This window comes from Desulfoluna sp. CYM3A, from assembly GCF_056829965.1.
The window spans coordinates 794,086-808,419 of sequence record NZ_CP186556.1 but is presented as its reverse complement, the minus strand read 5'-3'; the positions used below and the strand labels follow the sequence as shown (position 1 = coordinate 808,419).

Sequence of the window (14,334 nt, the reverse complement as noted above, 5' to 3'; positions counted from 1 at the left end):
AACGGGCTGTTTATGTTAAAGCCTTAAAGAAACCGAAACCCACTGCCTGCGCATGGTTCACCGCACGCACCATGTGCCTATGCGGTCTTCGGCCCTTGCAAGGCCCTTATTCGCTTGAGATGTGAATGCATGAACAACGTGATACAACTCTGAAGAGAAGAACAGCGCGAGAAAACACACAAAGGGGATGCATCGCAAAACGAACACACTCAACCAAACCCGTGACATCTCTACGTGAACGCAACCGGGTTGGTCAAGAATAAAATGGCGCACCGGGCGATCCGCTGATTTGTTAAAACAAAGCGCCCGGAGCTATGGATATCTATAAAACCGCCCCTTATTTGTGCTTGGTGTTAGACGGCAGGCGGGCCCGGGAATAGGCATCATCGTTCACCCCCAGGGTGCTCCCCTCCATAAACCGGTGGTAACCGATGGCACCGATCATAGCTGCATTGTCCCCGCAGTACTTAAGCTCCGGGGTATGAAACGAAAGGCCCCTGCGGGACGCCGCCTTTGCCACCATGGCCCGCACGCGGGAGTTGGCCGCCACCCCGCCCACCACGGCCACGTGTCTGCACCCCTTGACCTTGGCGGCGTACATCAGCTTGTGACAGAGCACCTCGGCCACCGACTCCTGAAAACCGGCCGCAATGTTGCGGAGGCGCTCCTCGTCGGGCTCTGGGAACTCTTTGAGATGACGGCCCACAGCGCTCTTGAGGCCGCTGAAGCTGAAATCAAAGGCCTTCTTGTCCAGGTACGGACGGGGAAAAGAGATGGCCTTGGGGTCTCCTTTTCCTGCCAGACCGTCAATGACCACCCCGCCGGGATAGCCGAGGCCCAGCATCTTGCTCACCTTGTCGTAGGCCTCGCCCACGGCGTCGTCCCGGGTCTGGCCCATGAGTTCGTACTCGGTGGGCCCGGTGACATAATAAAGGCTTGTATGTCCGCCGGACACCAGCAGGGCCACATAGGGAAAGGCTGGCGGGTTGTCCCCCAGGAAAATTGAGGACATGTGCCCCTCCAGGTGATTCACCCCCACACACGGGATTCCCAGGCCCCAGGCAAAGGCCTTGGCATAGGAAAATCCCACCAAGAGCGCTCCCACCAGGCCGGGCCCCTGGGTTACGGCCACCGCATCCAGCTCGGAACGGTCTATTCCTGCCGTCTCAATGGCCTCCCGCACCACGGGCACAATGGCCTCCACATGCTTTCGTGAAGCCAACTCCGGCACCACGCCTCCGTAGACATGGTGCACAGCCACCTGGGAAGCCACCACAGATGAAAGGACGCGGGTCCCGTCTTCCACCACGGCAGCGGCGGTTTCATCACAGGACGACTCGATGGCAAGTATCTTCATGGGTCACTACACTCCTCATTTCCAAAAACAAAAGGCCATTTTCATGGGTCAAACCCGGTGAAAATGGCCGCATCATCATGTTGTATTCACACACTCCGGAAGCTCGCTGCGCGGCTTATCGCAGAGTTGGACGTCGGGCCTACACCCACTCCACCCGGGGGGCACCCTCTTCACGCGTGTCGATCTCGCCGATGATCCAGGCTCTCTCTTCCATGGCCTCCAGCATATCCAGCAGCGCCTGAGCATACTCCTCGGGAACCACAACGGCAAGTCCGATGCCGTTGTTAAAGGTTCGCATCATCTCGCCATCGGCCACGTTACCCGCCTCCTTGAGCCAGGTAAAGACCGGCGGCACCTCCCAGCTGTTGCGCTTCAGCACAGCCTTGCACGCATGGGGAATGACGCGGATGATGTTTTCGTCCAGCCCGCCGCCGGTGATGTGGGCAAACCCGTCCACCTTGATGCTCTTAAGCATCCCCTGCATGAGATCGGAATAAATCCGTGTGGGGGTGAGCAGCTCTTCACCCAGGGTCTTGCCGAATTCGGGCACGTGACTCTCAACGGTGAGCTTCATCTTCTCGAAGCAGATCTTGCGCACCAGGGAAAACCCGTTGCTGTGCAGGCCCGTGGAGGCGATACCGATGATCTTGTGCCCCACATGGATCTCGGAGCCGTCCACAATTTTATGGTCGTCCACGGCCCCCACGGCAAAACCGGCAAGGTCGTATTCCCCGACGCCATACATGCCGGGCATCTCGGCGGTCTCACCGCCGATGAGGGCGCATCGCGCCTGGCGACAGCCTTCGGCGACCCCTTCAATAATGGCCTTGGCAATGTCTGTGTCCAGGCTTCCCATGGATATATAATCCAAGAAAAACAAGGGTTCAGCCCCTTGCACCGCGATATCGTTGACGCACATGCCCACCAGGTCGATCCCCACCGTGTCGTGCTTGCCCATCTGAAACGCAATGTTAAGCTTTGTTCCGACGCCGTCGGTGGAGCTCACCAGCACGGGCTTTTCCATGCTGGACAAATTGGGCGAAAAAAGCCCGCCGAACCCGCCGATGCTTCCCATCACACCGGGCCGATTGGTCTGTTTGGCGATCTTCTTGATGGAGTCCACAAGGGCATTGGCCTTTTGGACATCAACCCCCGCATCTGCATATGTTAACGACTCACTCATGGTATGAGGACACCTCCGGAAAATTGATCACCCGCGAACCGCTGATTTAAGACGGCCGGATCAAGGCCCAAACCATCGTGTTCCCCGCGCCCCCCGCGCATCACGATCCCTTGTAAAATCCGTACTCGCGGCTGTCATTGTAAAATCACATACCTAAACAGATTCCTTTAAAAAGTCAAACCAAAAGGGTGCCCGCAGCGCCGGTTTTCCCGGCCGGAACGTTTCGTGGAACGCCTGATTTTTCAACACAACCTCAAAGGACACGACCATACAACATCCTGTGGTTCCACCCGATTTATCCATAATATATTGTTAACCCCTTGGCGTTCACCCCCTTGTCATCGGGCCTGCCGCACCACCCCCAGATTTTTTTTTGACATCAAGGGCCGTTGTATTGTACGTTTGCCTGTTAGTGACTGCCATAGAACGCGCCAAGAGAAAAGAGCGTTGTAATATCAAAATGTTACAACACACTTCCCTGGGCCTGTATCTCAGACTATCACGTTTTGCCGCTGCCTCAAAGGAGCTCCCGCTTATGAAAACGATCAAAATCGGTATCCTTGGACTTGGAACCGTGGGAACGGGTGTGGCCCGCATGCTTGAAAAGGAGAAAGACCTCATCTCCTCCAAGCTGGACGCCGAACTCGTCATTGCCAGAATTGCCGACCTCGACATCGACACCGATCGAGGCCTTACCATATCCCGCGACCGCCTCACCACCGATGCCTTTGCCGTTATCGATGATCCCGAGATCGACATCATCGTGGAACTCATCGGCGGAGAGACCTTTGCCAAGGAGTGCTTCGAACGGGCCATCGCCAAAGGTAAACACATCGTCACCGCCAACAAGGCCCTCATCGCCTCCCACGGAAACGACCTCTTCCGCCGGGCCGCGGAGCAAGGCGTGGACATCGCCTTCGAAGCGAGCGTGGCAGGCTGCATCCCCATCATTAAAACCATGCGGGAAACCCTGGCCGGCAACACCATCCACAGCCTGGCCGGCATCATGAACGGCACCTGCAACTACATCCTGACCAAGATCACCTGCGAGGGAAGCAGCTTTGAAGACGCCCTGGCCCAGGCCCAGGAGAGCGGCTTTGCAGAGGCCGACCCCACCCTGGATATCGAAGCCATAGACACAGCCCACAAACTGGCCATCCTGAACTCCCTGGCCTACGGCATGAAGGTTAACTTAGACGACATCTATGTGGAGGGCATCACCCGGGTCACCCCGGAAGACATCCGGTTCGCCGATGAGTTCGGCTACCGCATCAAGCTACTGGCCATCGGCAAACGCACCAACGGTGCCGTGGAAGCCCGTGTCCACCCCACCATGATCCCCAAGGACAACCTCTTTTCCAGTGTCAACCACGCTGTCAACGCCGTCAATGTCTGCGGGAGCGCCACCGGGGACATGTTCCTCGTGGGCCAGGGCGCGGGCATGCTGCCCACGGCCAGCGCCGTGGTAAGCGACCTGGTGGACATCGCCCGAAACCTCATCACCGGGGCTGGCCAGCGGGTTCCCTACCTGGCTTTTACCAGCGAGCGCATGAACGATTTGCCCATCCTGCCCATGGATGAGGTAACCTGCCGTTACTACGTCCGGTTCAAGGCCATGGACAAGCCCGGGGTCCTCTCCCGCATCTCCGGTATTCTGGGGGAATACAACATCAGCATCCGCTCCGTGCACCAGAAAGAAGGTGGCCAGGGCGACGGCTCCGTCCCCCTGGTCATGCTCACCAGCGTGGCACGGGAAAAAGACATGAGGCAGGCCCTGGCCGACATCGAGTCCCTGGACATCATCCAGGGCAAGGCCGCCCTGATCCGCATCGAAGAGTAAGGTACCCGGGCCCGTCCGTAAAAGATATGGGCGGGCCCGTCCCTTTTTCATAACCCCGCCTCATGGGCGTACCCAAAAATAAATGGAAACCGCACACCATGATGAACATCATCTGCTCCGACCTGGAAGGGGTCTTCATCCCTGAAATCTGGATCAACGTGGCTGAAAAAACCGGCATCGAAGAGTTGAAACTCACCACCCGGGACATCCCCGACTACAACGTACTGATGAAAAAACGCCTGGGAATCCTGGACGCCCACGGTTTGAAGCTTGCCGACATCACCGAGGTCATCGACACCATGGACCCCATGGAAGGCGCCGCCGACTTCGTGGCCTGGATGCGTGAAAATGCGCAGCTCATTATCCTCTCCGACACCTTCGAGCAGTTCGCAGGCCCCTTCATGCGCAAGCTGGGCATGCCCACCCTCTTCTGCCACCAGCTGAAAATCGATACGGAAGGGCGGGTCACGGACTACTGCCTTCGTCAGCAGGATCAGAAGAAAAAGGCGGTCATGGCCCTCAAAGGGCTCAACTACCATGTCACGGCCTTCGGCGACTCCTACAACGACGTCTCCATGCTCAAGGAAGCGGATCAGGGTTTTCTCTTCAGGCCCCCAGCCAACGTCATCGAAGAGTTCCCCCAGTTCCCCGTGACCACCAGCTACGACGAACTCAAGCCCCTGGTGGCCGCCTCCCTTGAAACAGGGGCCGCACGCTGATCATGTTTGCCGTCGAAGAAAAAAAGGGGGATCTCTTCTTCCGCATCTTCGTGCAGCCGAAGTCCTCGAAAAACATGATCTCCGGCATCCACGGAGACGCCTTGAAGGTGAAGATCACGGCTCCTCCCGTGGACGGTGCGGCCAACGCCATGTGCATCAAGTACTTCGCCAAATTCCTAGGGGTCTCCAAATCATCCCTGGAAATCGTCTCCGGACAGACAGGACGGAACAAACGGGTCCGCGTGGAGCTTGGGGCGTCCCCCGGCGATGAAGAAAAGCGGCGGAATATCGTGAAATTACTCACATCGTATGCTTAACGGCGATTTTTTTACGATCCCTTCCTTGACAAGGATCCAAGGCCCATGTATATTCCCTCACATTGTTGCGGGGTGGAGCAGTCTGGTAGCTCGTCGGGCTCATAACCCGAAGGTCAGTGGTTCAAATCCGCTCCCCGCTACCACCGCTTTCAAAAAGCCTTGAAGGATATTCCTTCAAGGCTTTTTTTGTTTTGGTCCGCATTTTCCTTCGACGCCTCTTTCTCTCTTATCCGGGAGGACAAAGGGGATGCCATCCCACCCTGTTTCTGATATGAACCACACAGACATGCATAACGCTGTCCCATGACGCCAAGAAACAGGAGCCGTTGTACCGCCCATGCACCACCAGCCCCCGGAAACCATTCTAAAAAACGTCTTTGGTTATGAAGCCTTCAGGGGCAACCAGAAAGCGATCATCGATAACCTCCTTTCCGGCGGCGACGCCCTGGTGCTCATGCCCACGGGTGGGGGAAAGTCCCTCTGCTATCAGATCCCGGGGATCCTGCGGCCCGGCACCGCTGTGGTGGTCTCCCCTCTGATCGCTCTCATGCAGGACCAGGTGGAGGCCCTGCGCCAGAACGGGGTCAGGGCGGGCTACCTCAACTCCTCCCTGTCCCAGGCCGAGGCCCTGCAGGTGGAACGGGCCATGGCCCAAGGGGAGATGGACCTGGTTTATGTGGCCCCGGAGCGACTCATGACACCCCGGTTTCAGGAGCTCCTCACCCGGACGCCCCTGGCCCTCTTTGCCATCGACGAAGCCCACTGCGTCTCCCAATGGGGGCACGACTTCCGTCCCGAGTACATGCAGCTGGCCATCCTTGCCGAACGATTTCCCCAGGTCCCCCGCATTGCCCTCACCGCCACGGCCGACCCCATCGTACGGGAGGAGATGGCCGAACGCCTCCACCTCACACAGGCCGAACGCTTTGTCTCCAGCTTTGACCGCCCCAACATCCGCTACCGCATCGTGGTGAAGAACACCCCCAAAAAGCAACTCCTGGACTTCCTGGAGCAGGAGCACAATGAAGACTCGGGCATCGTCTACTGCCTGAGCCGTAAAAAAGTGGAGTCCACCGCAGCCTGGCTCTCGGACAAAGGCTTCACTGCCCTGCCCTACCACGCCGGGCTCCCCCAGCAGACCCGGGCCGAGAACCAGCGCCGATTCATCACCGAGGAACAGGTGATCATCGTGGCCACCATCGCCTTTGGCATGGGCATCGACAAGCCGGACGTCCGCTTTGTGGCCCACCTGGATCTCCCCAAGAACCTGGAGAGCTACTACCAGGAGACCGGCCGGGCCGGACGCGACGGCCTGCCCGCCGACGCCTGGATGGCATACAGCCTGGGGGACGCCGTCTTCCTGCGCCAGATGCTGGATTCATCCGAAGGAAACGAGCAGTTCAAGCGGATCCAGCACCAGAAGCTCAACGCCATGCTGGGCTTCTGCGAGATCACCGGGTGCAGGCGCCAGGCCCTCCTCGCCTACTTCGGCGAAGCCCTGGAGACCGCCTGCGGCAATTGCGACACCTGCCTCTCCCCGGTGGACACCTGGGAAGGCACCACCGAAGCCCAGAAAGCCCTCTCCTGCATCTATCGCACCGGGCAGCGCTACGGCGCAGGGCACCTCATCGACGTGCTCCTGGGCAAAGGCACCGACAAGGTAGAACTCTGCGGCCACGACTGCGTCTCCACCTTCGGCATCGGCAAAGAGCTCTCCGACGCGGAGTGGCGCTCCGTCTACCGGCAACTGGTGGCCGGGGGCCTCATCAGCGTCAACGCCCAGACCGGCGGGTTCCGGCTCAATGAAAAGTCCATGCCTGTTTTAAAAGGCCAGCAACAGGTGAGCTTCCGAAAAGATCCCACCCCAACGCGCAGGGGCAAACAGGCCGGACGACGCTCCAACGCCTCCCGTCTCATGGAAGAGGTCTGCGTGGCCCCCGGCGCCAGGGCCCTCTGGGACAAACTCAAAGCCTACCGAAAGGAGACCGCCGCCGAAGCCGAAATCCCTCCCTACCTCGTCTTCAACGACGCCACCCTGGCCGACCTCATCGACAAAATGCCCACCGACGATCTGGAACTTCTTGCCGTTTCCGGCATCGGCCAGCAAAAGCTCTCCTCCTACGGCGACGAGATCCTGGCGATTATCGACGAGCACCTCAAAGATTTTATTTAGATAAGAACTCATAGAGAAGCACAAAAAAGCGTACCGATACAGGAAAATTCCGCAGGTGGAATCACCCGCTAAGACGCCAGCACTTAGGTCGTTATGCACAAAAAAAGCCGCACAGCAGTGCGGCGCTCCAGGCTTCCGATTCCCCTTTGTGGGTAGCCTCCTTTAAGGACTCTTCTCAATGGGGAATGTTACCGGGTGGCATGGCATCCGTCAGGCTGAAGTAGACCAATTGCCACTGGCCTGAGGCAACGTCATGACGAATGAGATACACGCCCCCGTCGTCACCCCGGCATTTGAAATAACGATGGTCCGGGGCCAGCCATTGGTCCAGAACCTCCTCCACGCGAATGAGGTTCTCGCCGATGGAGATCGCCCGGGGCGTCTCCTCTCCCCGGTACCCCGCATAACAGCTGACATGGATTTTCATGGGGCTCTCCGCTATGTTGATACTGAATCAACGCTACCGAACGTTTGCGAAATTTCATGGGCTTGTTTTGATAACCGATTTGTAACTATACAGCTTATGTAGGTATGACGCATTGCCAACGGTGTAGGGGGTGTGAGGTAGGGTGCGCTTGCGCACCGCCGAAGATTCGTGACGGTCATAAAAAACCATATACGGGTAATCTTCAGGTATTATAGACATGCCAAAAGAGGTTGGTTTCTCGACCAAATGGTGCGCAAGCACACCCTACAGGATGTCACATAACCAACGATTCAACTCATTCCGGCAGTCCGAGACAGATTGATATGAATAACCTGTGGCAACACCATCTTACTGACTTAATCCCATCGTTTTCTCATGAACATGATCCTGCCGGGCCATCCAATTTAAGAAATCGATGAAAGAGGAATCATCATTCAGATGTAACATCTTAAACTTAAAGTCCAATTACCACCAGAACGTCTGCCTGTACAGAAAACGTGCTCTCAAAGCTCCCCTCACCCTCTCATCATTGCCCACCGCCACCGGCAAGGCAGAGCCTTGCATACCCCACCCCCGGACAGAGCCCCAGACTCGAGACTCGAAAATCTTCGATCGACCAAGCCCAACCGCCTCTTCATCGGTCCCAGGCTCCGCCTGGGAATGCACCTCAAGAGGCTCTGCCTCCATGGTCCATACCGCACCAGCCACGAATTCCTTCCCATCCTTCCCTTCCCCAAAACAAAACGAGCCCTGAGCGATCCGTCAGGATCACTTGGCTCGTTCATACCCAAACGTTTTTGATCAAACTTTTTTTCAAAAAGTTTGGCCCCCGGCAGGGCCGCCGGAGGCTTCTTCGTTTACCCACCAAAGGCGCATTATACCCGTTCCAGGTTCTGTTCGATGACCTCCAGGTGGTTGTAGTCCACGCCTTCGATCTGGACGCGTTTGCCGCTTTTGCGCACGGCCACGCGGTGTTCGAAGAGGCCCAGGGACTCGGTGTCGTTGATGCCGGTAAAGTAGACGCACTGGATGCCCATGGCGCGGGCCACCTTGAGCTGGGCGTCTAGGAAATCCGACCGGTTGCAGACGCCCAGGGGGTTGTCTGCAATGAGGAAGGCCGGGAGGCGATCCTCTTTGCGGTTGCGGCGTTTCTGACGCATGGAGGTAAGCAGGGCGTAAAGGAGCACGGCCGTGGTGAGGGCCTCGCCGCCGGAGCCCAGGTCCTTGCCTACCTGCTCGTAGCGCCTGCCCGTGTCGTCGCACTTAAGGAGCCGCACGGCAAACTCGCTCTTTCCGGTGGCGGCCTGGAGAAGGCGATACATGAGCTCGGCCCCCAGCATGTTGCCGGTGCGGGCGTTGACCTCGGGCATGCGGTTGGCCTCGATGAGCTCGTGGAGCCAGTTGTCGATGGACTCCCGAAAGGCCTCTTCGTGGCGTGCAAAATCAAGCCGCCTGCTGCAGCGCAGGATCGCTTTTCCGCCGTAGATAAAAACATCGTCGGGCATGGTGATGCGGGTGGCGGTGAGGAGTTTCTGGTGGCACTCCTTGACGTGCTGGAGCATCATGCCGATGAGGCTGCCCACGAACTTTTCCGACCGGGCCAGGTCGCTCTCGATGTTTTCGGCCAGGTCCTTGCAGGTAGCCACCATGGCAGCGCTCTGGGCCCCCAGGGTTTCGGCGTCGTGGCGGCGCAGCTCGTCCACCACCGCAGGCAGGGCTTCTTTGAGCTTCTCATCGGAGAGGCTCACCTGAAGGCGGTCAAAGGCCGCGGACATCACCCGGTGCTGGCGAACGCTTTCGGCCACGGAATCAGCTTCCAGGCGGATCACCTCTTCCACCTCTTTGAGGAAGACCTCGGCGGCCACCACGGGGTTGGCGCACTCCACAAGCTCGGGCCACTCGCGCCTGGGCGACTCCTCGTCCCAGACCGGGGTGTAGTCCTTGATGCGTGCGGTGCCCAGGTCCAGGGAGGTGGACCAGGTTTTGACCATATCCGCCTTGCTCTTGAGCTTGGTCTGTTTGGTCTCCAGGTCCATGAGCTCTTCACGCAGGCGGGCCCCTTCCAGGGAGCACCCCTCCATTGCCTCGTCCAGGGCGTCGGTTTCCAGGGTATCGGCGGACACATCCGGGGTCACGCCCCTGCCCTTCCAGCGCCCCAGTTCCAGATCCAGGCGCTGCTTCTCGCGGACAATACCCTCCTGCTTGCCCACAAAGGCCCCTTTCTGCTCCAGGGTCTCTTCCAGCATGGCGGCCAGTGCCTCCATCCGTTCGGCACGTTCGGCGTCGGTGTGGGAAGCCCACGTCTCCACCAGGGCCTCGTCCAGGTCGTACTCGCGGCGGGAGCGCTCCAGCTCCGCCGCCTCTTTCTGGCGCTTGGCCTTGAGTTCGGTGAGCTCGGCCGCCAGGGACTCGATGCCCAGCTCGCCTGCCACCCGGCGCTCCCGTTCCAGGGCCTCGGCATACAGGGAGGCCAGGGCGGAAAGATCCATCTCCCGGGCTTCCTGTTTCTGGTCCTCATCCAGCGTGGCGTCCCCCTGGGGCACGAGCTCGGCCTTTTCATCCAGCCGCTTGACCGACGCCTCATTGCGGGCAAGGAGCTCCACAAGGCGCTGCTGATCTTGACGCCATCCCTGCCGGACCTGGCGAACTGTCTTGCGCCCTTCAAAGGAGGAGAGGTTCCGGTTCTCGTCGTTGAGGCTCTCCTTCCAGGCCTCCAGCTCCCCGTACTGAGTCTGCCAGGCGGTAATCTGCTGCATGCGGCGGGTGAGTTCGCCTTCCTTTTCCGTGATGCCCTTGGCTTCACCTTTGAGGCGATTCTCTTCGGATAGAAGCACCCTCTGGGCCTCTTCAGCCCTGGCGATCTCTGCCTGGATCTCCTCCACCCGATGCCCGGCTTCGGTGAGCTGGCCTTCCAGGGCCTGGATCCCGGACTCGTCGGGGTACTGCTCCAGGTAAGCCGTCAGAAGCCTTGCGGCATGCTCCATCTCCGCCAGCAGGGCCTGCTCAGAAGCCAGGGTTTCCACCAGGGCGGCACGCCTGGCCTTCAGCTCGGTGATACGGGTTTCAATAAAGGAGGGGCTGTAGACCGAGGCGTCGGCCGGGGCCAGTACGTGGCCCTGGCAGTCGGCCACCTCCTCAAGGGCAGACGGCACGGAAATCACCACCGGTCGCGTCAGCCAGTCCGGGGAGGACAGGGCCTTCACCTTTTCCAGTACCTTGTCGTTTTTGGCCATGATCCCGGTAAAACGCCCCGGGTCTTTTTCAAGGAACCGGGCCACCACCTGGGGATCGCCGTACTCTGCGGCAAGGTAGTCGGGAAACGCCTTGACGTCGGCAGGGGAGACGCCCTCTTCCTGGAGCCATGCCAGCAGGCGACGGGTGTCCGCGTCCACGGCCAGGGTCTCGGTGGTGGAGAGGCGCTCGATGTCGTCATCCAGGGTAAAGCGGCGATGGTTCTGCTCGGCCACGGCGTTTCGCTTACGCTGGAGCATCTCGGCAACCCGGGAGGCCAGGTCCGGCCGATGGGGGGACAGGTCGCTGCACCCGGCCACAGCAGCCAGATGACGGTTCGTGGACTCCCGGGCAGCTTTCTCCTTGTCCAGGGCCTCGGCCGCCTGCTTAGCGGCGGACTCGGCCTCCACCTGTTCCCGCTGGCTCCTCTTCCAAAGCTGCTTGGACTCTTCCATCTCCAGGTAGAGGTCCTCCAGGGAAGCAATAATCTCTTCCCGGCGCGAGGCATGCTGGCCCTGCTCTGTTTTCAAGTCTTCCAGGGCCTCGTCCGGAGACTGATCCTGCGCCAGAGCCAATGCGGTTCGGGAGGTTTCAGCGGCGTCGATGAGGGTGGTGCACCGGGTGATGGTGTGCCTTGCCTTTTCCACGTCCGATGCAAGGGCTTCGGCCTCGGCTTCGATGGTTCGACGCCTGGACCCGGCGGCCTGCTGCTCCTCCTTCAGGCGATGGCGTTCCTTTGCGGCCTCGTCCCGTTCCGAGGCAAGGCGATGATGATACTGGGAGGACCTAACGGAGATCTGCTCGCGCACGGGCGCCAGGGCGTCGTCTTTGTCGGAAAGGGCCTTTTCCCGGTCGTCGATCCGGGCGGAAAGGCGCCGAATTTTTGCGGCCAGGCCAGCCCCTCGCAGGGAGGCCTGCTCCCTGCGGCCGGAGGCGTAGGCCTCGGTGGCCGCGTCCACCTGCTCTTTGAGGCGCTTCTCTTCCCGGGCGTATTTTACCGACTCCAGGTAAAAGGCGTTGGCCCGGGTACGGTTCAACTGCAAGGTCACGGCATCATGGGACTCGGCAGCTTCATGAATCTTGACCGCCACCTCCTTGCCCCTGGCAGCCGCAGCCGCCTTTGCCGTTGACAGAAGACGGCGGGCCTCACCCAGGCGCAGGCGAAAGGCGTCGGTGTCGTCACCGGCGCTGCGCCACTTGCCGCTGACCGCCTCGAACTCGGAGAGTTTCTCCCGAAGCCCCCAGGCCGCCTTGAGCCGGGCCTTCTTCTCGGGGCGATGGCGCATCTTCTCCATGGACTGCAGGGTGGTCTCCCGGAGCTTTGCCGCCACGTCCAGGTCCGTAACGCACCCCAGGAAAAAGCCCATGAACTCCTCTTCGTTGCGGAACTTGAAGGCATCCTTGATGCCCCCTTCGGACCGGGCAAAGTCCACCTGACGGTTCACCAGCCAGGGGTCGAGGTCAAGTTTTTCCAGGTGCTCTTCCCAGTCCCGCTGGGAGGTGGTGGAGGTGACCCTGGGGGTGATGTACTCCCGGGCGGCGGTAAAGGGCTTCTCCTCGGCGGAGAGGTCCGGCCAGGCAGAGCGAAGTTCGTCGAACAGGGACTCTTCCGAGGAGGTAAAATACATGCGGTCGATCTTGCCCGCCGCCCCTTTGTGGCGGTAGATGAGCTGCCCCACCAGAAGGTGCTCTTCGGGCTCGGCCTCAAAGAGGGTGGGCTCCGCCGTGACGGTGAGGTTGATGAGCACCACGGCCGGGCGCCCGGGGATCAGGTACTGATCCAGGCTCTTGTCTCCGCCGGACTGAAGGTGCTGGACAAACCGGCGCTGCTCCGGGCAGAAGGCGCTGAGCAAAAACGAAAGAAGCGTTGTCTTGCAGGAGCCGTTCTGGGCAAAGAGCACACCATGGTCGGCACGCTCCCCCTCACGACAGATGGGAAAATAGCCGTTCTGGACGATGTTCTCCCCGGCCGCCACGTCACTGATAAAAAATCTGCTGAGTCGATACATCCTAGTGCGCCTCCTCTTCTGCCTGGACCTCGGCCTGCTCCTCGGCCATCATCTGATGATCCTCCACCACGTCTCGGAAGGCATGGAACGCATAGACCGTGGCATTCTTCAGGGCCGCCTGGTACGACGGCGTGGGCCGGTACTCCAATTCTCCGGGACGGTCCTCAAAGGCCAGGAGGTAGCCGGTCTCCACCATGTGTTCAAAGACCCGCTGGATGAGCTCCACCCAGCTGTGCCCCCCCCCTGCGCGCTTGCTGTCGGGGTTCTCCTCGGGAAGTTCCCGGAACCTCTTGGCCGCGGTCCGAACCTCGGGGTGGACCAGGTCGTCGTCCTCTTCCATCTGCGCTTCGGCCTCTGCAAAGCGTCGGAGCACCTCCACAACGTCTTCCACCATGGCAATGCCCAGGTCCTCCACGGGCGCGTCCAGATCCGCCTCAGACGGGAAAAACGCCGTGGCAACAGCGCAGTGCACCATGAGCAGCTCGGCTGCCTTCAACTCGTTACGGGCCAGGATCTTGCCGTACTCGGTGAGGTTTGCCGCAAAAAAGCTTCCGGAATGCAAAGCGGAAACACGGAGAGCAAGGGCCTCCACGTCCAGCACCTGAAGCTCCAGGCCGGCGAGGCCGTCATGAACCATCACCTGGAACTGGCCGTCCGCCTGGTATCGCTGGACCAGCTCTTTGGCCTCATCCTGATGGCGTCCCACCAGCTGCTTACGCCCGTTGCTGTGGGCCAGGCTGAGATAAATCAACCGATTGACCTGATAGATATCGTTTGTTTCCAATTATATTTCGCCTCCGGCGGCAAGGGGATGATCCCCTTGACCCCATATGGCATCCGGCTCGCTGGCGCTCACCGGATGCGAAAAGGATGATATGGTCAAAGTAGGTTCAAAAAGCATGCCTCCGGCGGCGAGGTGTGCCACCTCGAAAGACGGTTTTTCTAAATCACTTTCCCCTCGTTCCTCGGGAAAAAACACATTCGTCTTTGATTTAAATTGACTTGAATCCACGTTTTAAAACCTGTTCGTTAAACTGTAGCTATTCAGTTGCCTCCGGCGGGTCGCCGAAAGCTTGCG

Annotated in this window: 9 protein-coding genes and 1 tRNA gene; 5 read left to right on the top strand and 5 right to left on the bottom strand. The window is 59.6% G+C overall.

Annotated elements, in window-relative coordinates; all coding sequences use genetic code 11:
* Window positions 1-337 precede the first annotated feature (337 nt).
* Window positions 338-1,357, bottom strand: coding sequence for a tRNA (adenosine(37)-N6)-threonylcarbamoyltransferase complex transferase subunit TsaD (gene tsaD / locus ACOYW1_RS04355; RefSeq protein WP_482421794.1), 1,020 nt, complete (start codon window positions 1,355-1,357; stop codon window positions 338-340).
* Between the two features lie 139 nt (window positions 1,358-1,496).
* Window positions 1,497-2,540: a phosphoribosylformylglycinamidine cyclo-ligase gene (purM, locus tag ACOYW1_RS04350; protein ID WP_482421793.1), complete on the bottom strand. Its 1,044-nt coding sequence runs from the start codon at window positions 2,538-2,540 to the stop codon at window positions 1,497-1,499.
* 535 nt (window positions 2,541-3,075) lie between these two features.
* Between purM and ACOYW1_RS04345 the strand changes: the two genes are divergently transcribed.
* From ACOYW1_RS04345 to recQ, 5 genes are all read left to right on the top strand, one after another.
* Window positions 3,076-4,380 carry a homoserine dehydrogenase gene (locus tag ACOYW1_RS04345; protein WP_482421792.1) on the top strand — a complete coding sequence of 435 codons (1,305 nt, stop codon included), beginning with the start codon at window positions 3,076-3,078 and terminating at the stop codon, window positions 4,378-4,380.
* Between the two features lie 98 nt (window positions 4,381-4,478).
* Entirely contained in the window at window positions 4,479-5,099 is a 621-nt protein-coding gene (thrH, locus tag ACOYW1_RS04340) for a bifunctional phosphoserine phosphatase/homoserine phosphotransferase ThrH (protein WP_482421791.1), read from the top strand.
* 2 nt (window positions 5,100-5,101) lie between these two features.
* Complete coding sequence (locus ACOYW1_RS04335; protein WP_482421790.1) at window positions 5,102-5,416, top strand: DUF167 domain-containing protein; 315 nt, start codon at window positions 5,102-5,104, stop codon at window positions 5,414-5,416.
* Window positions 5,417-5,482: 66 nt separating this feature from the next.
* Window positions 5,483-5,559: transfer RNA gene (locus ACOYW1_RS04330), tRNA-Met, on the top strand.
* A 194-nt stretch (window positions 5,560-5,753) separates the two neighbouring features.
* Window positions 5,754-7,589 (top strand): DNA helicase RecQ, encoded by a 1,836-nt coding sequence (recQ, locus tag ACOYW1_RS04325; protein WP_482421789.1) that lies wholly within the window; start codon window positions 5,754-5,756, stop codon window positions 7,587-7,589.
* Between the two features lie 175 nt (window positions 7,590-7,764).
* Here the strand turns inward: recQ and ACOYW1_RS04320 are convergent, their stop codons facing one another.
* The 3 genes from ACOYW1_RS04320 to ACOYW1_RS04310 form a co-directional block, all read right to left on the bottom strand.
* Window positions 7,765-8,016, bottom strand: coding sequence for a hypothetical protein (locus ACOYW1_RS04320; protein ID WP_482421788.1), 252 nt, complete (start codon window positions 8,014-8,016; stop codon window positions 7,765-7,767).
* A gap of 875 nt (window positions 8,017-8,891) precedes the next feature.
* A complete protein-coding gene (locus ACOYW1_RS04315) occupies window positions 8,892-13,256 on the bottom strand; it encodes a coiled-coil domain-containing protein (RefSeq protein ID WP_482421787.1) in 4,365 nt (1,454 codons plus the stop codon).
* Between the two features lies 1 nt (window position 13,257).
* Complete coding sequence (locus tag ACOYW1_RS04310; protein WP_482421786.1) at window positions 13,258-14,040, bottom strand: hypothetical protein; 783 nt, start codon at window positions 14,038-14,040, stop codon at window positions 13,258-13,260.
* Window positions 14,041-14,334: the final 294 nt, after the last annotated feature.